This is a genomic window from Paenibacillus sp. GCM10023250 (assembly GCF_042653205.1).
Lineage (GTDB): Bacteria > Bacillota > Bacilli > Paenibacillales > Paenibacillaceae > Paenibacillus_Z.
In genome coordinates this window covers 1-18,220 of the sequence record NZ_JBHSHY010000008.1, presented here as the reverse complement: position 1 = coordinate 18,220, position 18,220 = coordinate 1, and the positions used below count along the sequence as shown (strand labels likewise).

The 18,220-nt window shown below is 62.1% G+C and carries 13 protein-coding genes; 3 read left to right on the top strand and 10 right to left on the bottom strand.

Annotated features, from left to right (window positions below; all coding sequences use genetic code 11):
• Position 1: 1 nt before the first annotated feature.
• Both ACFPB1_RS09145 and ACFPB1_RS09140 read left to right on the top strand, forming a co-directional pair.
• Positions 2 to 760, top strand: coding sequence for an RluA family pseudouridine synthase (locus tag ACFPB1_RS09145; RefSeq protein ID WP_379224283.1), 759 nt, complete (start codon positions 2 to 4; stop codon positions 758 to 760).
• On the top strand, positions 757 to 2,151 hold the full coding sequence (locus tag ACFPB1_RS09140) for a CapA family protein (RefSeq protein WP_379224281.1): 1,395 nt from the start codon (positions 757 to 759) through the stop codon (positions 2,149 to 2,151). Before ACFPB1_RS09145 ends, ACFPB1_RS09140 begins: the two co-directional genes overlap by 4 nt.
• 69 nt (positions 2,152 to 2,220) lie before the next feature.
• Here ACFPB1_RS09140 and ACFPB1_RS09135 read toward each other — a convergent pair whose 3' ends face one another.
• Entirely contained in the window at positions 2,221 to 2,628 is a 408-nt protein-coding gene (locus ACFPB1_RS09135; RefSeq protein ID WP_379224539.1) for a MarR family winged helix-turn-helix transcriptional regulator, read from the bottom strand.
• Between the two features lie 195 nt (positions 2,629 to 2,823).
• Here ACFPB1_RS09135 and ACFPB1_RS09130 point away from each other — a divergent pair, with 195 nt between their 5' ends.
• Positions 2,824 to 2,991, top strand: coding sequence for a hypothetical protein (locus tag ACFPB1_RS09130; RefSeq protein WP_379224279.1), 168 nt, complete (start codon positions 2,824 to 2,826; stop codon positions 2,989 to 2,991).
• Here ACFPB1_RS09130 and gyrA read toward each other — a convergent pair.
• The 9 genes from gyrA to ACFPB1_RS09085 all read right to left on the bottom strand — a co-directional run.
• On the bottom strand, positions 2,988 to 5,447 hold the full coding sequence (gene gyrA / locus ACFPB1_RS09125; protein WP_379224277.1) for a DNA gyrase subunit A: 2,460 nt from the start codon (positions 5,445 to 5,447) through the stop codon (positions 2,988 to 2,990). The genes ACFPB1_RS09130 and gyrA overlap by 4 nt on opposite strands.
• Positions 5,448 to 5,467: 20 nt before the next feature.
• Positions 5,468 to 7,441 (bottom strand): DNA topoisomerase IV subunit B, encoded by a 1,974-nt coding sequence (gene parE, locus ACFPB1_RS09120; protein ID WP_379224275.1) that lies wholly within the window; start codon positions 7,439 to 7,441, stop codon positions 5,468 to 5,470.
• A 351-nt stretch (positions 7,442 to 7,792) separates the two neighbouring features.
• Entirely contained in the window at positions 7,793 to 8,779 is a 987-nt protein-coding gene (locus tag ACFPB1_RS09115; protein WP_379224273.1) for an ABC transporter permease, read from the bottom strand.
• A complete protein-coding gene (locus ACFPB1_RS09110) occupies positions 8,772 to 9,761 on the bottom strand; it encodes an ABC transporter ATP-binding protein (RefSeq protein ID WP_379224270.1) in 990 nt (329 codons plus the stop codon). The genes ACFPB1_RS09115 and ACFPB1_RS09110 overlap by 8 nt, the downstream gene beginning before the upstream one ends.
• Positions 9,762 to 9,773: 12 nt before the next feature.
• The gene (locus ACFPB1_RS09105) at positions 9,774 to 10,601 is read right to left on the bottom strand and encodes a GDSL-type esterase/lipase family protein (RefSeq protein ID WP_379224268.1); all 828 of its coding nucleotides are present in this window, start codon (positions 10,599 to 10,601) and stop codon (positions 9,774 to 9,776) included.
• 217 nt (positions 10,602 to 10,818) lie between these two features.
• Complete coding sequence (gene purT / locus ACFPB1_RS09100; protein ID WP_379224265.1) at positions 10,819 to 12,000, bottom strand: formate-dependent phosphoribosylglycinamide formyltransferase; 1,182 nt, start codon at positions 11,998 to 12,000, stop codon at positions 10,819 to 10,821.
• Between the two features lie 117 nt (positions 12,001 to 12,117).
• A complete protein-coding gene (locus tag ACFPB1_RS09095) occupies positions 12,118 to 13,953 on the bottom strand; it encodes an ABC transporter ATP-binding protein (RefSeq protein WP_379224263.1) in 1,836 nt (611 codons plus the stop codon).
• Positions 13,950 to 15,731 (bottom strand): ABC transporter ATP-binding protein, encoded by a 1,782-nt coding sequence (locus ACFPB1_RS09090; RefSeq protein ID WP_379224260.1) that lies wholly within the window; start codon positions 15,729 to 15,731, stop codon positions 13,950 to 13,952. Before ACFPB1_RS09090 ends, ACFPB1_RS09095 begins: the two co-directional genes overlap by 4 nt.
• Positions 15,732 to 16,294: 563 nt before the next feature.
• A partial coding sequence (locus ACFPB1_RS09085; RefSeq protein WP_379224258.1) for a dynamin family protein occupies positions 16,295 to 18,220 on the bottom strand: 1,926 nt, incomplete at its 5' end.

Sequence of the window (18,220 nt, the reverse complement as noted above, 5' to 3'; positions counted from 1 at the left end):
CATGAGCGGCAACGGCGGGACGACGCCCGCCCCCCTGCTGCCCGTGCTGTACGAGGACAACCATTTGCTGGCCGTCGTGAAGCCGCCCGGAATCCTGTCGCAAGCCGACGAGACCGGCGAGGCCGATATGGTCACCTTGCTGAAGCAAGATTTGAAAATCCGTTACGACAAGCCCGGCAACGTCTATGTCGGGCTTGTCCATCGTCTGGACCGTCCGGTCGGCGGGGCGATGCTGTTCGCCAAGACGTCCAAGGCGGCTTCCAGGCTCTCGGAGGCCGTTCGCAGCCGTAATTTCGACAAGTTATACCTCGCCGTCGTGCACGGCGCTCCGGCGGCCCACTCCGGCCGCCTGAAGCATTATCTGCGCAAGGACGCCGCGCGCAACGTCGTGACCGTTCATGACAAGCCGGTCGGAGACGCCAAGGAAGCGGTGCTCGATTACGCCGTCGCCGCCCGGAAAGGCCCGTATGCGCTGGTCGCGGTTAAGCTGCTGACCGGCCGGTCGCACCAGATCCGGGCACAACTGTCCGCCATCGGCTGTCCGCTTGTCTTCGACCGCAAGTACGGCGCGCCTCCGGTGCAGGGCGAGCGGGACATCGCGCTCTGGTCGACGTCCGTCGGGGTGGCCCATCCGGTCACCAAGGAATGGCTCACGGTTGTGGCGCAGCCGCCCACAGCCGAGCCCTGGACCCGCTTCGCGGAGAGCGATTACGCCTCGGCGCTCACCCTGCTCGGCCCCGAGAGAGGCGGCGGCCGATGAGCCGCCGCGCCGCGAAGCGCTTCCGCTGGCTCGCCGCCGGCTTGCTCGCGCTGCTGCTTATCGGCGGCTGCACGACGCCGCCGAAGCTTGAGCCCGCGAAGCCCGACCCGGCTGCGGACGCGTCGAAGCCGCCGGCCGGCGAACCGGCTCCGAACGGCTCGGGCGGCAGCGGCGGTCCGGGCCTGGGCGAGTCAAGCGGCGGCCTGCCGGGGAACGGGCAGCCCGGCGGGGCCGCTGACGCCGGGCAAGGCGATGGCGCCGGACAGCCTGGCGGACAAGGCGGCGACGCCGGCGGCAAGCCGTCCGGTGATGCGGCTCCTCCCGCCGACGCCGCCCGCGACGCGACCTGGATCGCCGTCGGCGACGTCATGATGCATATGCCGCAGTTGCCCGGCGCCTACGACGAGAAGACGGGACGCTATAATTTCAAGCCGTTCTTCGCTCCGGTAAAGCCGATCCTGGAGCAGGGCGACTGGACGCTCGCGAATTTGGAGACGCCAATCGCGGGCAAGCCGCTCGGCCTGTCCGGTTATCCGCGCTTCAACGCGCCGCCCGAGCTTGCCGACGCGCTCCGCTACGCCGGCTTCACGGCGGTGACGAACGCCAACAACCACGCGATGGACCGGGGGGCGCAAGGCATCGCCATGACGCTGGAGAAGCTGCAGAAGCTCGGCTTCGCCACGAAAGGCACCGCCCGCTCCAAGGCGGAAGCCGACAAGCTGACGATCGTGAAGGCGAACGGCATCGCGATGGGCCTGCTCGCGTACACGTACGGGACGAACGGCATTCCGCTGCCGAAGGAACAGCCGTACGCCGTCTCGCTCATCGACGAACAAGCGATGATCCGCGACATCGGGCGGCTGAAGGCGGCCGGCGCGGACTTCGTCGCCGTCGCCCTGCACTTCGGCATCGAATACCAGACGATGCCGAACGACGCGCAGAAGACACTGGCGCGCGATCTTGTCGCCGCCGGGGCCGATATCATCGCCGGCTCCCATCCGCACGTCGTGCAGCCCTACGAATTCGCCGAAGTGAGACATGCCGACGGCTCTGTTCGCAAGGGCCTCATCATTTATTCCATGGGCAATTTCATTTCCAATCAGCGCGGCGACACGAAGGATTACGGGGTCATCTATAAGGTCCGCATCCATAAGGAGCATGGCGTCACGACGATCGGCGACGTCACAGCGATTCCGACCTGGGTGCACCGGACGTCGGTCAAAGGCGTCGGGCATTACGAGGTCGTGCCGATCGCGGACGTCCTAGCCGCCAAATCGCTGAAGGATTTGAGCGCCGCCGACTATGCGACGCTGAAGAGCACATACGCGCAGGTCGCGAAGCGGATCGACGCCATGCGCAGCGTGCCGGTCGAGCTGCAGGCGATCCCTTGACGCCGCGCAAAACCGCCCCTTTCGTTCGTATGAACGGAAGGGGCGGTTTGCGTTTACGGGCAGGCCAGGTCACGCGTTCGCGACTTTGCCGAGCAAGTACACGAGCAGCTGCTGATTATGAAGCGATATCCGGTCGAGCGCCTCGCTGATATACGCATCGCGGATCGCGACGCCGCGCGAGGCCTCCTCTTTCCCCTTCTCGGTCACGGTGACCCATACGATCCGCCGGTCGCTCTCGTCGCGGTTGCGCACGACGAGGCCGCCGCGCTCCATCCGGTCGAGCAAGGTCGTGATCGCGGCCGGGGTCGTCTCCAAGTAGCCGAGCAAGTCAGACGGTTTCATCGGCTGATGCTGCAGCAGCAGCTCCAGCACGACGAGCTGTCCCTCCGTCAAATTCGGCGCCAGTTCATCCTCCAGATGCGTCTTCCATTCCTTCGTCATCTTCATCCACAGCCGGGCGAATTCCGCAGAAACGATGACCATCACCTGCTTTCTGTCCGATTTGGGCTTATACCTCATTATACCATGTGCCGATGTCGAATTTAAGGTTAACGCAGTTAATATTTTGTCTCCTTAATCGAGGTAAAAGAGAACCATTTGACATCGTTAGACATAGATTGAAGACATAGGCTGTTGTACCGGCTCGAATCTCGATCAGGGGCGTGAACGGACATGGAGGAACGCAAGCTGGAATTGCTGCGCAAGCTCAACCGGCTCGGCATACAAAAAGACCCGCAATGGCTGGACCGGCTCGATGAGCCGGCCCCATTGTGGGTCGTGCTGGAAATGATGGTGTCGATGCTCGAACAGCGGGAATCCCCGGGTCAGCCGTTCGATTAATCCGGCTGCTGCTGCTGCAAATCCGCGCGGACGAACGCCGTGACGAGGCCGTCTTTCTTATCGACCGGCACGAGCGCGCGGCCGGTCGATCTGCGGTCCTCGATCGGCGCCTTCTCCGTCGAGACGGCGATCACGGCGCCCGAAGCCGTGAGCAGGACAAGCTCCTTCTCGTCCTTGCAGTGCAGGCCGCCGATGAGCCGTTCGCCGTTCGGACGGACGCGCTTGCCTTCCTTGAATTCGAACGTCGCCACGCCTTTGCCGCCCCGGCCCTGCACCGGATAGTCCAGCAGCAGCGAGCGTTTGCCATAGCCGAGATCCGTCAGGACGAGCACTTCGCCCTCGTCCCCGCCGACGATGTCCGCGGCGACGACTTCGTCGTCCTCGCGCAGTGCAATGCCGCGCACGCCGGCCGCGACGCGGCCCATCGTGTTCACTTCGGTTTCCGCGAAGCGGATGCTCATGCCGCCCTTCGTGAGGAGCAGCAGTTCCTTGCCGTTATCGCTTGGCAGGACGCGCAGCACGTCGTCGCCTTCGGCGACTTTGACGGCGGCGATCGAGGTTGAACGCGACGACTTGTAGTCTTTCAGCTCGGAGCGCTTCACCTGGCCGCGCTTCGTCACGAAGACGAGCGAGCGTCCCGGCGCATCGAAGTCCTTCACCGGCACGACGCTGACGATGCTGTCGTCCTTCGGCAGCGGCACGACGTTCACGACGGCGGTGCCGGTATCCTTCCACTTGAACTCCGGAATGAGATGAACCGGCAGCTGGTAATATTGGCCCTTGCGCGTGAAGAGCAGCAGCTGGTCGATCGTGTTCACGTCGAGCAACGTGCGGATGACGTCGCCTTCCTTCACGCCGGCGCTCGCCAGCTCCCCGCCCGAACGGGTGAACGACAGCTTCGACGTCCGCTTGATGTAACCGTCCTGACTGAGCGTCACGAACACGTCCTCCGCCGCGACGATGACTTCGAGGTTGACCTTCAGCTCCTCGACTTCGCCCTGGATGCCGGAGCGGCGGTCGATGCCGTACTTCTCCCGAATCTCCGTCAGCTCGTCCTTGATGACGCCGAGCAGCTTCTTCTCGCTGTCGAGAATTGAGCGCAGGTACGCGATCCGCTTCCGGATGTCCTTCAGCTCTTTCTCGATCGACGTGATCTCGAGGTTCGTCAGCCGGTACAATTGCAGCGTCAGAATCGCGTCCGCCTGGCGCTCCGAGAACGCGAACTTGGCGACCAGGTTGTTTTGCGCGTCCTGGCGGTTCTTCGACGCCTTGATCGTGGCGATGACTTCGTCCAGCAGGTTCAGCGCCTTGGCCAAACCTTCCAGCACGTGCGCGCGGTCCTCCGCCTTCTCGAGCTCGTAGCGCGAGCGGAACGTGACGACTTCCTTCTGGTGGTCGATGTACGCGCTCAGCATCGCCTTGAGCCCCAGCTGCATCGGCGTCTTGTTCACGATCGCGACCATGTTGAAGTTGTAGGCCACCTGCAGGTCGGTTTTCTTCAGCAGGTAGGCCAGGATCCCCTGCGCGTCGGCTTCCTTCTTCAGCTCCACGACGATGCGCAGACCATTACGTCCGCTCTCGTCGCGTACCTCCGCGATGCCCTCCACCCGCTTCTCGATCCGGATATTCTCCATCGCGGTGACGAGCCGGGATTTGACGACCTGGAACGGAATTTCGGTAATGACGATCTGCTGGCGGCCGCCCTTGAGCTCCTCGATCTCCGTCTTGGACCGATGGTAAATGCGGCCTTTACCGGTCTGGTACGCGTCGCGAATGCCGTCCTCGCCCATGATCAGGCCGCCGGTCGGGAAGTCCGGTCCCTTCACGATCGTCATGAGCTGCGCCAGGTCGATATCCGGATCGTCCATCATGGCCATGCATGCATTGATGACTTCCCGCAGGTTATGCGGCGGAATTTCCGTCGCGAAGCCGGACGAGATGCCGCTGACGCCGTTCACCAGCAGGTTCGGGTAACGGGACGGCAGCACGACCGGCTCCTTCGTCGTATTGTCGAAATTATCCTTGAACAGCACCGTACGCTTCTCGATGTCGCGCAGCAGCTCCATCGCGATCGGCGACAGGCGCGCTTCCGTATAGCGCATCGCCGCCGCCGGGTCGTCGTCGATCGAGCCCCAGTTGCCGTGGCCGTCGATGAGCGGATGCGCCATCTTCCACGGCTGCGCCATGCGCACCATGCCCTCGTAGATCGACGAGTCGCCGTGCGGGTGGTAGTTGCCCATGACGTCGCCGACCGTCTTGGCCGATTTGCGGTAGCCCTTGTCCGGCGTATTGCCCGCATCGTACATGGCGTACAGGATCCGCCGCTGCACCGGCTTCAGCCCGTCGCGGACGTCGGGAATCGCGCGGTCCTGAATGATGTATTTGGAATAGCGTCCGAAGCGGTCGCCGACGACCTCCTCCAGAAACGCCGGTAAAAACTGTTCGAGCGTACTCATGCCGAACCTCTCCTCGTTGGTTATTCCTCAAACTCCGTAAAGTCGACGTTCTCCACGATCCAGCGCTTGCGCGGATCGACCTTGTCGCCCATCAGCGTGGAGACGCGGCGCTCCGCCTTCGCGGCGTCCTCGATCTGCACCTGCAGCAGCGTCCGGGATTCCTGATTCATCGTCGTCTCCCACAGCTGCTCCGGATTCATTTCGCCGAGTCCTTTGTACCGCTGCAGCTCGAAGTTTTTGCCGAATTCCTTCAAGTAGTTCTGCAATTGCTCGTCCGACCAGGCGTAGCGGACCGTCTCCAGCTTGCCGGATTTGCGGGTGATCTTGTAGAGCGGCGGCTGGGCGATGAAGACGCGCCCAGAGTCGATCAACGGCTTCATGTAGCGGTAGAAAAACGTCAGCAGCAGCACCTGAATGTGCGCACCGTCCGTATCGGCGTCGGTCATAATGATGATTTTGCTATAATTACACGATTCCGCGTCGAACTCAGGCCCGATGCCGGCGCCGATCGCCGCGATGACCGCCTTGTATTCGTCGTTTTTGAGAATGTCGAGCAGCTTCGCCTTCTCCGGGTTCATCGGTTTGCCCTTGAGCGGGAGAATGGCCTGGTATTTGGAGTCGCGGCCCTGCTTGGCGGAACCGCCGGCGGAATCGCCCTCCACGATGAACAGCTCGGTCCGCGACACGTCCTTCGACTGCGCGGGCGAGAGCTTGCCGTTCAAGTTGGAGCTTTCGCTCTTTTTCTTGCCGCTGCGGATTTCGTCGCGCGCCTTGCGCGCCGCCTCGCGAGCTTTGGCCGCCTGCACCGCTTTCTTCAGCAGCAGCTGGGCGACCTGCGGGTTTTCTTCGAGGAAGACTTGCATCTTCTCGGACACGATTGCGTCGACCGCGCTGCGGGCCGACGAGCTGCCGAGTTGGTCCTTCGTCTGGCCGACGAACTCGACGTCCGCCATTTTGATGTTGATGACGGCCATCATGCCTTCACGCAAGTCGTTGCCGTCGAGATTCTTGTCTTTCTCCTTCAGCAGGCCGTTCTTGCGGGCATAATCGTTCATGACGCGCGTATACGCCGTTTTAAAGCCGGTCTCGTGCGTACCGCCGCCCCGCGTCGGGATGGCGTTGACGAACGAGGCCATCGTTTCCGTATAGCCGTCGTTGTACTGCAGCGCCACTTCGACCTCGATGTCGTCCTTCTCGCCGGTGAAGTGGATGACGTCGTGCAGCACCGTCTTGCCCTCGTTCAAAAACTGCACGAACTGACTCGCGCCGCCCTCGTAATAAAACTGCTCTTCCTTGCCGCTCCGGTTGTCCTTCACGGTCACCTTCAGGCCGGAATTGAGAAACGCGATCTCCTGCAGCCGCTCCGACAGCGTCTCGTAGTTGATCGACGTGTTGCCGTGGAAGACGCGGCCATCGGGCTTGAACGTGATTTTCGTACCCGTCCGGTTCGTGTTGCCGATGACCTCGAGGCCGGTCACCGGTTCGCCGACATGCTCCTTGCCGTTCTTGTCGACCCAATATTCGAAGCGCTGCTTATGTATTTTGCCGTCCCGGAAGATCTCGACCTCCAGCCATTCCGACAGCGCGTTCGTGACGGACGCGCCGACGCCGTGCAGGCCGCCGGATTTCTTATACCCCCCGCCGCCGAACTTGCCCCCCGCGTGCAGCATCGTGAAGACGACCTGCGGCGTCGGAATGCCGGTCTTGTGCATGCCGGTCGGAATGCCCCGGCCGTTGTCCCGCACCGTGACCGAGCCGTCGCCGTTGATCGTGACGTCGATCGCGCTGCAAAACTTCGCCAGATGCTCGTCCACCGCGTTGTCGACGATCTCCCAGACGAGATGATGCAAACCCGAGGTGCTCGTGCTCCCGATATACATCCCAGGGCGTTTGCGGACGGCGGTCAACCCTTCCAGCACCTGAATGTCATCCGCGTCGTAGCTGCCGGCTGCCGTATTGTTCCCGCCCGCGAACAGATCCAGCTGATCAGTCATAGAGAGCCTCCTAAAAGTTAATTGCGATACTGCTTTGCGTTGCTTCCATGTGAGCAATTAACTTGCTTCGGAAGCTTATGCTTAAGTTTTTTGCAGTTACTTCAATGATTCACTTCCGTGCGAGCAAAAAACTTGCTTCGGAAGCTTATGCTTAGTTAATTGCGATTACTGCTTTGTATTTCTTCCATGCGAGCAATTAACTCGCTTCGAAAGCTTATGCTTAGTTAATTGCGATGCCGCCGCAACAATTGCGATATAACTTCATCGGGGAAGCTGCATAATCCTGCTCCGTTCCCGCGATTCGCTTCGAAATCGCGCGCCAACCGCGCGCGCCGCTCGCTTCAAGCTATTCTAATTCAAGATGTCCTGTTTCGTAAAGACGGAGAACGAAACGGCCAGGGAAGCGATCCCCCAGCAGGCCAAAACAACAAGCGAGAAGCCGAGCGTCATGCCCGTGATCGGCGGCGGCGAGCCCGCCAAGTAGTCCGTCAGCTGCAAATTGACGGAGAAGATGAATTTCGCGCTATGCCAGGAAGAGGCCATGTTCGATAAAATCGTGCCGGAGATGACGGCCGCCATCATCGTCACGATGCTCGCGGCCGTGCTGCGCACGAGGACGGACACCATCAGCGCGAGCAGGGCCACCGTCATGGCCGACATCCAGATCAGCCCGGCTTCCATGAGCAGATAGAGCCATTGCGGAATCGCGTGGACGAAGCCGCTTTCGACCGAGGAACCGTTGATGACAAAACCCGTAAACACCGGCAGGTCCCACCCGCTGTAGCCGAATACCGCGCCTGATATAAGATAACAGAGAACGGCGCTGACCACAACGGTCAACGACACATAGAGGCTGAGCGCCACGAGTTTGCTAAACAGGATTTTCCATCGGCGCACGGGCCGCGTCAGCAGCATCTTGATCGTGCCCGACGTGCGTTCGCCCGACACGAGATCAGACGCGAGGGCGAGCACGAGCAGCGGGAAGAACAGCGTGACCGCGTTCGACAGGAAGCTGCGGGTAAACGTGACGCCGTCCGGCGAGTTCGGATTGACGTCGTGATCGAGGTAATATTGGAGCTGCTGCACGGCGATCCGCCGCGAACGCTTCCACTCGTCCGGGATCCGATCGCTCGAGAGCATGTTTTGGTATTCGCTGATTTGCTGCACGAGCTGATTGCGCCAATCCTGGAAATTCTTCTTGTTCGTCTCGGCGATGCGGAGCTGCGCGTACGTGAAGATCGGGATCAGGATCACCAGCACGAGCACGATGACGAAGAACCGCTTCTTCTTCCAGATCTTGAGCGTCTCGTTTTGTATGAGCGGGAGCAGTCTATCCAATGCTTTCACCTTCCGTCATCCGTAAAAATAACTGTTCCAGCGTCGGCGCGACGCTCTGCACCGAGACGATGCCGATGCCGGCGCGCACCGCCTTCTCGACCAAGGACGAGATCCGCTCCGGATTCATCGCCGTGATGAGCGCTTCCTTCATCCCCGCGAGCAAACTCTCGTCGATCCAGTGCTCGTGCTCCGGCACGAGCTCGACGCCGCGCTCGTCCGCGAGCAGCCGCCGTCCTGCCTCCGGCTGCTCGAACTGCCAGACGACGTAATTGTCCGCGCCGTGAATCAGCTCGTCTACCGTGCCGACGGCGAGCACCTCCCCGCGGCTGATAATGGCGACGCGGTCGCACATCAGCTGGATCTCGCTCAGCAGGTGGCTCGAGATGAACAGGCTCATGCCCTGGTTCGCCAGCATGCGGACGAATTCCCTCAGCTCCTTGATGCCCTTCGGATCGAGCCCGTTCGTCGGCTCGTCCAGGATGAGCAGCTTCGGCCGGCCGAGCAGCGCCTGCGCGATGCCGAGCCGCTGCCGCATGCCGAGCGAATAGGTTTTCACCTTATCGTGGATGCGCGCGTCGAGGCCGACGATGGCGGCGACCTCGCGAATGCGCGCGTCGTCGATGCCACGCTGCATCCGCGCGAAGTACTCGAGATTTTCCCAGCCCGTCAAATAGGTATAGGCTTCGGGATTTTCCACGATGCAGCCGACGTGCCGCAGCGCGGCTTCCGGATGGCGGCGGATGTCTTCGCCGCAGATCAGAATTTCGCCCGAAGACGGCTTGATCAGGTCGACGAGCATGCGGATCGTCGTCGTTTTGCCGGCGCCGTTCGGCCCGAGAAACCCGAAGATTTCGCCGGCCCTAACTTCGAACGTGACGTCCTTGATGATCGGCTTGCCGCCGATGTGCTTCTTGACGTTCCGGACGGACAGCACGGCGTCTCGATTAGCCGTTCGCCCGGCCTCCTGTCTCGCGTGTTGCATGCGCATTCCCTCCTATTCCAATGACTGCATGATGCGGGCGGCGATCTGCGCGTACCCGTCGTGATTGGGATGAAAATGGTCCGACGATAGGTACCGGCCGATCGCGTCCTCGAACAGATCGAACGTCGGGATCATCGTCATGTTGGGGTACTGGTGAAGCAGCTCGTACGCACGGTCGTTCCACTGCTGGATCTGCAGCGAGCCGTCGCGGTATTCCGGGATGTCGTAAAACGGATTGTACAAGCCGACGTATACGATCTGCGCGTTGGGATTAATCGCATGCAGCCGCTTCACGACCTGCGCCAGCCGGTTCAAGCCCTGCGGCAGCTCGGCCTTCAGCTTATCCAGGCTCAGCATGCCCGCCGCCTTGTCCGGGCTCGTGCCCGAGGCCACCTGGAACAGATCGTTCCCGCCGATGGTGAAGAGAATCACGTTCGCCTGTCTGAGCGCGAAGCCGTAGCCCTTGTCCGTGTCGAGCAGCTGCTCGAGCCGGTCGGCTTTCAAGCCGTTGACGGCCAAGTTGTTGTTGAGCCGGACGGTCGTGTCCGGGTACTTCTTCTTCAGCAGCGCGACGACTTGCTTTACGTAGCCTTCACCCGATCCGTCGCCGGTTCCTTTCGTCAGCGAGTCGCCGATGGCCGTGATCGAGATCTCTTTGCCCTCGCTCAGCTTGCCTCCCGCCGGCAGAGCCGGCACGTTCGCGCTCCCCGCGAACGCCTCGCCTTTCGGATACAGCATGTCCTTGACGGCGTAAGCGAACCCCGCGAGCAGGAGCAGGGTCGACAAAACGGCGGATATCCCGATGATTTTCCATAAGCTTCCGGAGGATAACGGTCTCATCTGTGTGGTCTCTCCTATTGTTTGAAATCAATGGCTTTCACAAAAGGCTTAGTCTTTTTAAAGTAATGCTTTCGAAGTCAATTTGCAAATTCCACCCATTTCTAGGAAAGGCGAAGCGCGGCCGACGATAAAAAAATCCGTGCATGTCCGCGGCCGATCGTCCGGATTCCCGGGATACGGCCGCGCATTGACATGCGCGGATAACAATCAAAGCGGATTATTCGTCATATCGGATGACGAGCGACTGCGCGGCCTGCTTCGCAAGCGCTCGCGCCTGCTCCGCGTCGGCCGCCGTGCTGAGGGCGACGGCCATGCGGCGTCCCGGCTTCGTGACGGGCTTGCCGAATACGCGCACCTGCGTGTTCGGAACGGCAAGCGCGTGCTGCAGGCCGTCGATCCGGAACGACTCGGCGTCGCGGTCTGCCTTCAGCGTGTAGGTCGCGCCTGGCGTCAGCAGCCGTATGGTCGGAATCGGGAAGTTTAGAACGGCGCGCGCGTGCAGCGCGAATTCCGACAGGTCCTGCGTCGCCATCGTGACCATGCCGGTGTCGTGCGGACGCGGGGACACTTCGCTGAACAGCACGCCGTCCTTCGTCAGAAACAGCTCCACGCCGTAGATGCCGTAGCCGCCGAGCTCGTCCGTCACTTTGCGGGCGATCTCCTCGGCCTGCGCGATCTGCTGCGCCGACATCTCGTGCGGCTGCCACGACTCAATGTAGTCGCCGTCCTTCTGCACGTGGCCGATCGGCGCGCAGAACGACGTGCCGGAAGCGGAGCGGACCGTGAGCAGCGTGATTTCGGACTCGAAGGTAATGAAGCCTTCGACGATGACGCGCTGCTTCTTCGCGCGGCCGCCTTCCATTGCGTAGTGCCAGCAGGCTTCGGCGTCCGCCTCGGTTTTGCACACGCTCTGGCCTTTGCCGGAGGAGCTCATGATCGGCTTGACGACGCACGGCGTGCCCAGCTCGGCCACGGCCGCCCGCATCTCCTCGAGCGTGTCGGCGAACCGGTACGGCGCCGTCGGTAAGCCGAGCGTCTCCGCCGCCAGCCGGCGGATACCTTCGCGGTCCATCGTCAGGAGCGCGGCGCGCGCCGTCGGAATGACGCCCCAGCCTTCCTGCTCCAGCTCGACGAGCGCGCCCGTCGCGATCGCTTCGATCTCGGGGACGATGAGATCCGGCGTCTCCTTCAGAATAAGCTCGCGGAGCGCGTCGGCGTCCAGCATGTCGATCACATAGGACCGGTGCGCGACCTGCATCGCGGGCGCGTTAGGATAACGGTCGACGGCGATCGTCTCGATGCCGAGGCGCTGGGCTTCGATGACGACCTCCTTGCCGAGCTCGCCGGAACCGAGCAGCATGATTTTACGGGCGTTGGCGGAATAAGGCGATCCATACATAAGACAAAAAGAACCTCCCGGGAAGATCGCGCCGGCGGAGGCGGAGACGAACGGTTTCCGTTCCGCCGGACGCGTTTTTTCTTCCATTGTGGAGGTTCCGTGCCGAAAATGCAAGAATTATGCCGATAAAAAGCGGTACTGCGCTTCGATCAAGCCGTTGTACGTGCCCTTATGACGGATAAGCTCGTCGTGGCTGCCGATTTCGACGATCTCGCCGTGGTCGAGCACGACGATGCGGTCGGCGTTGCGGATCGTCGAAAGCCGGTGCGCGACGATGAACGAGGTCCGGCCCTGAAGCAGCTTCTTGAGCGCTTCCTGGATCTTCAGCTCGGTCTCGGTGTCGATGCTCGCCGTCGCCTCGTCGAGGATGAGGACGCGCGGATCGGCCAGCAACGCGCGGGCGAACGACAGCAGCTGCCGCTGACCCATGGACAGGATGTTGCCCCGCTCTTGAACCTCCGTGTCGTACCCGTCCGGAAGGTTCATGATGAAGTCGTGGGCGTCGACGGCGGTCGCGGCCTTCACGATCTCGTCGTCGGTCGCGTCCAGGCGGCCGAAGCGGATGTTCTCGCGAATCGTGCCCGAGAAGATGAACGTATCCTGCAGCACGACGCCGACTTGGGAGCGAAGGCTCTCCAGCGTGACGGTGCGGATGTCGATGCCGTCGACCTTCACGGCGCCCTGCACGGGATCATAGAACCGGCAGAGCAGGTTCATGATCGTGCTCTTGCCGGAGCCCGTATGGCCGACGAGCGCGATCGTCTCTCCCGCCCGGACGTGCAGGTCGATCCCCTTCAGCGCCGGACGGCCCTTCTCGTATTCGAAGACGATGTTCTCGAACTGCACGTCGCCGAAGATGCGCGGCAGCTCGCGCGCCTCCTGCAGCTCGCCGACCGTGGGCTTCTCGTCGATGAATTCGAAGATCCGCTCCGAGGACGCCATCGCGATGAGCAGCTGCGCGTACATTTGGCCGAGCCGGTTGATCGGATCCCAGAAATTGCCGACGTAGTTGGCGAAGCCGACGAGGACGCCGACGGTGATCGCGCCGGTCATGATCAGATGCGAGCCGAACCAGAACAGAATGAGCGTGCCGATCGCGGAGGTGACCTCGATGATCGGGCCGAACGCCTGGTTCAGCGCGGATGCCTTGTTCCACGCTTTGATGTTCGTCTGATTGACGCTTTGGAAGAACGCGAAGTTGGATTTCTCCTGCGTATACGACTGCGTCACGCGCATCCCCTGGATGCTCTCGTTCAAGTGCGCGTTAATCCGCGACTGCTTCATCCGCACGTCCTGCCAGGCGAAGCGGATCCGGCGGCGCAGCGCCGTCGAGACGACGAACATGAGCGGCACCGTAATCATGATCGCAATGCCGAGCTGGAAGTTCCAGATGAGCAGGATGAGCACGATGCCGACGAGCTGGATGCAGTCCATCAGCAGGTTGACAACGCCGTTCGTGAACAAATCCTGCAGGGCATTGACATCGTTCGTGACCCGCACGAGCACGGAGCCCGCCGGCCGTTTGTCGAAGAAGCGGAACGACAGATTCTGGATGTGACGGAACAAATCGTGGCGCAGATCGTAGATGACCTGCTGGCCGATCATATTCGTATAGCGGATCCGGTACGTGTTAGCGGCCCACTGAATAAGATATAGGGCCAGCATCGCCGCGGCGTACAGGTACAGCTTCGTCAGGCTCGGCGCGCCGCCGTCCTTCGGCTGAATCGCTTCGTCGATCGCCTGGATGAACAGCGCGGGAATGGCCAGCCGCGTCGCCGTGCCGAGCACCATCGTCACGAGGATGACCGGCAACAGCTGCCTGCGGTAAGGCTTCATGTACGTAAACAGGCGCCGGACCTGCGCCCAGTTAAACGGCTTCTCGATCGCGTCGTCGTCCTTGTAGACGAAGCGTTCGTGCGCGCCGCGCGGTTTCTTCGTTTCTTGCTCGCTCACTGTACGACCCCTCTTTCCACTCTTGCGATGATTTCGTCAGCGGTTAAAGGACGGTCGGCATATTGAATGTCGTACGTATCCCGGTAACGTCCCGGAACGTTCACCAGCTGATCGTGCGTGCCGCGCTGCGCGACATGCCCTTCCTCCAGGACGATGATTTCGTCGGCATGGCGGAGGGACGAGATGCGGTGCGCGATGACGAAAGTCGTGCGGCCGGCCATGACTTCCTTGAAGCCGGCTTGAATCTCGTGCTCGGTCTCCATGTCGACGGCGCTCGTTGCGTCGTCAAGTACGAGAATCCGCGGGTTCTTGATGAGCGCCCGCGCGATGGCGATCCGCTGCTTCTGGCCGCCGGAGAGGCCCATGCCGCGTTCGCCGACGATCGTGTCGTAGCCGTCCGGCAGCTCCATGATGAAATCATGCGCCTTCGACAGTTTGGCGGCGTGAACGATCTGTTCCATCGTCACATTCTCGATGCCGTACGCGATGTTGTCGCGGATGGAACAGGAGAACAGGAACGTTTCCTGGAACACGATCGCGATTTGCCGGCGCAGGCTTTCGAGCGACAGGTCGCGGATGTCGATGCCGTCGATCAGGATTTGGCCGGTTTTGACGTTGTACGCGCGCATCAGCAGCTGGATGATCGTCGATTTGCCGGCACCCGTCGCGCCGAGCAGCCCGATCACCATGCCCGGCTTCGCGTCGATGTCGACGTTGGTCAGAGCCGGCGATTTGTCGGCGTAATTGAAGGTCACGTTCCGGAACTCGACACGGCCTTGCGCGGTCCGTTCGTCCAAGTCGACCGGATGGTCGTTGTCCTTCACGTGAATGTATTCGTTCAGCAGGCCGACGAGCCGTTCGCCGGATGCCTTGGACTGCGTATAGTTGTTGATCTGGAAGCCGATGCTCCACATCGGGCCGATAATGTACCAGAGCATGGAGTAAAAGGCAACCATCTGTCCCAGCGTGATGGAGTGGTTGATGACCAGACGTCCGCCGGCGACGAGCAAGATGACGACGCACAGGCTGCCGAGAAGCTCCATGACCGGGAAGTACCGGCCCCAGAGGCCCGACGCCTTGATTTGATTGTTTTTGTACAAGCCGCTGCGGTCCGAGAACTTCTCCATCTCGAACGATTCGCGGGCGAACGATTTGACGGTCCGCACGCCGGTGATGTTCTCCTGCACCGACGTGGTCAGGTTGCTCATCGCCTGGCGCATTTCACGGAACGCCGGGTGGATCTTCTTCTCGAAGCGCATCGCAGTGAACGCCAGGAACGGCATCGTGCACAGCGTGATCAGCGTCAGCTGCCAATGGATCGAGAACATCATGGCCGCACCGAAGATCACCATCAAGAACATGTTCAGCATTTGCGTGAAGCCGAAACCAATGAAGTTCCGGACCGCCTCGAGGTCCGCCGTCAGACGGGACATGAGATCGCCGGTCTTCGCGGTGTCGTAATACTGGAACGACAGCGTCTGCAGCTTCTCGTAACACGCGTTGCGCAGGCGGAACGCCACCCGGTTGCCCAGCCGGCCGCCGAAGAGGCCCGACAGAAACGACATGCTGCCCTTAATGAACACGACCCCGACCACGGCGAGCGACAGCCCGGGCACCCATGTGAAATTTTTGGGAACGATGACATCGTCGATGAGGACGCGAAGCAGGTTCGGATAAACGAGGCCAAGCGCGGTGGCGAACATCATGAAGATGATCGAAGCAAACAAACTCTTGCGTTCGACCCAGTAAAACGGTTTAAGCTGCCTGAAGACTTCCAATTGGGTAACCCTCTCCCTGTGCTGTTTTGTGACGCTTTTTTTTGTTTATCGGCCTTGCGTCCAGGTACGGGCATCGGTCCCATCCGGCCGCCGCAAGGCGTCATCCGATGAAACAAGCCGCGCCGCAGCAGGCGCTTTCGGCCGTTTCTTCTAGATATGACTGAATATTAACAGCATGATTGCGGCACGGCAAACAGAGTGCGAGGGCATATTATTGACAATATTCGCTTGCGCTTCCTTCTGGCCCGAAAGTAAGGGGGGTTTCTTCGAAATCGTCGGAAATCGTGGCATATAGGGCCATATTCCTCCGTTTTTGCACATTTGCCTCCATTTTTGCATGATTTATTTCTTACACGCTGTAAGGGCTTCCAAAAAAGCCCGCAGCGGCGCGGCTTTCCAGCCGTTCGCGGTAGGACGCCCCGGCCTCGGACGAGCCTGATTTCCGAGCACGGCGAAGAAGCTTGCCGAACGCCTCTGGCGAGGCGCCCGGCAAGCTTCTTCGGGTCGTATATGCGCGGAAAAATGAATGCCGGATCGCCGCGACCTGCGTCAGCGTCAGAGGGCTAAATCGCGTTCAGCTCCGCCTGCAGCCGCTGCAGCCCGGCGAGATCCGCGCCGCCGGACAACGAAGCCAGCTTGCCTTCGGCAAACGCCGCGATCTCGTCCCGCAGCGACTCGGCCGCGCCCGCGGACGCCAGCCGCATGAAGCCGTCGTACCGGCCGCTCCATTCCAGCTCCGCTTCCCGGATCCAGTCCTGCAGCGGTGCCGCGATCTCCTTCTCCAGCACCGCGCGCAGCGCGGCCTTACCATCGCCTTCGAAGAAATGCTTCGGCGATTTGAACTTGCCCCACAGCAGCTTCAGGTCGACGTCCGGCGCCGTCCAGGCCGTCCGTTCCTCCGGCGTCGGCAGCTCCGCCGGTTTATACGGCGACGGCGCGAAGCCCTCCAGCGCGCCGGCGGCTTCCTCCGCGGCGTCCGCGTACAGCTTCGCGGCGAGCCGGTTGAGCGTGTTGTCGAGACGGAGCGACGTCGCCTCGAGCTCCTGGGCCAGCTCGATCTGCAGCAGGCGCTGCAGCTCCAGCCACGACGTCCACATCGCTTTCTTCATGTCTCTGCCGTCATCCTGCAGCGCGGCCGGGTTGAAGGCGAAATTGTAATGGTCGCCGAATCGGAACTGCACCCGCTGCAGCACGTAGAAGACCAGCTCCTTCAGCTCCTGCTGCAGCTGCGCGTGCGGCTTCGGCTCCGCCAGCGCCGCGGCGATCCGGAACGCCCGCTCCTTGCTCGCGGTCAGCGCTTCGCGGGCACGGGCGCGAGTCGCTTCGTCGCCGGACGCGGCCTCCAGCCAGTTCGCGATCGTCCGGCGTGCGCGCTCCAGCTCCTGCTCGGCCGAGGCGACGGCCAGGTTGCCGAGATCGCCGCGCGTGAAGCCGAGGAACGCCTCCTCGAACGCGGCGATGCCCGATTCCTCGACCAGCCGCGCGACGCCCGTGCGCTTGCCGTCCAGCGCCTGCAGGCTCGAGACGGGGAACATCCGCGGGAAGCGGATGCCGTGCTGCTGCAGGTTGCGCTCGACATGCGCGAGCACCCCCTCCAGCTCTTCCCGGCTCGCGGCCAGGTCGGCGGCGTTGACGAGGAAGAACATTTTATCGAGCTCGAATTGATCCTTCACGCGGCCGAGCTGCATCAGGAACTGCCGGTCCGCCTGCGAGAAGGCATGGTTGTAGTAGGTGACGAACAAGATCGCGTCCGCGTTCTTGATGTAATTGAACGCAACGCCCGTATGGCGCGCGTTGACGGAATCGGCGCCCGGCGTGTCGACGAGCACGATGCCCTGCGCGGTCAGCGGATTCGCGTGATGCAGCTCGATCTCGCTGACGAAGCAGGAACGCGATTCCTCCGCCACGTAGCGGCGGTAGTCTTCGCCGGACACGGCGAACCGCTGACCGAGCAGCGATGCATGCTCCGCCCAGCCTTTGGCCGCCGCCTTCAGGAAGCTGTAGTGCGGACGCCCGCCGGCATGCACGCCGTCCGGGGACAGCTTGCGGATCGCCTGCAGCAGCCCGTCTTCGCTCAGCTTCCCGGTTTCTTCGCCGAGCAGGCCGAGCGAATAGCGCAGATCGTCCAGCATGGCCTCGCGCGCCTTCATCACGACGCTGGCCGTGCCATGCGGACGGTCCGCCGCCGGCGGCACGATCCGGTTAACCGCGGCGGTCGTCGGATTCGGCGACACCGGCAGGACCGGCTCGCCGAGCAGGGCGTTGGCGAGCGACGACTTGCCCGCGCTGAACGCGCCGAACAGCGCGATCGTGAAGCGGCTGCTGCGCAGGCGCTCCGCCTTCTCGCGCATGCCGGCCACTGTCGCGGCCAGCGCCGGATGCGGCGCCAACAGCGCGGCGGCACGGCTCAGCCGCTCCGCGGCCTCGCGCTGCGGCGCGAGCGCCTCGGCGGCGGCGGGCACTGCCGCCGCCGCGGGCGCGTCCGCGCC

Coding starts and splice junctions, on each gene's coding strand:
- purT (WP_379224265.1), bottom strand. CDS start 12,000: ATGTATGGATCGCCTTATTCCGCCAACGCCCGTAAAATCATGCTGCTC.
- ACFPB1_RS09145 (WP_379224283.1), top strand. CDS start 2: ATGAGCGGCAACGGCGGGACGACGCCCGCCCCCCTGCTGCCCGTGCTG.
- parE (WP_379224275.1), bottom strand. CDS start 7,441: ATGACTGATCAGCTGGATCTGTTCGCGGGCGGGAACAATACGGCAGCC.
- ACFPB1_RS09140 (WP_379224281.1), top strand. CDS start 757: ATGAGCCGCCGCGCCGCGAAGCGCTTCCGCTGGCTCGCCGCCGGCTTG.
- ACFPB1_RS09130 (WP_379224279.1), top strand. CDS start 2,824: ATGGAGGAACGCAAGCTGGAATTGCTGCGCAAGCTCAACCGGCTCGGC.
- gyrA (WP_379224277.1), bottom strand. CDS start 5,447: ATGAGTACGCTCGAACAGTTTTTACCGGCGTTTCTGGAGGAGGTCGTC.
- ACFPB1_RS09105 (WP_379224268.1), bottom strand. CDS start 10,601: ATGAGACCGTTATCCTCCGGAAGCTTATGGAAAATCATCGGGATATCC.
- ACFPB1_RS09110 (WP_379224270.1), bottom strand. CDS start 9,761: ATGCAACACGCGAGACAGGAGGCCGGGCGAACGGCTAATCGAGACGCC.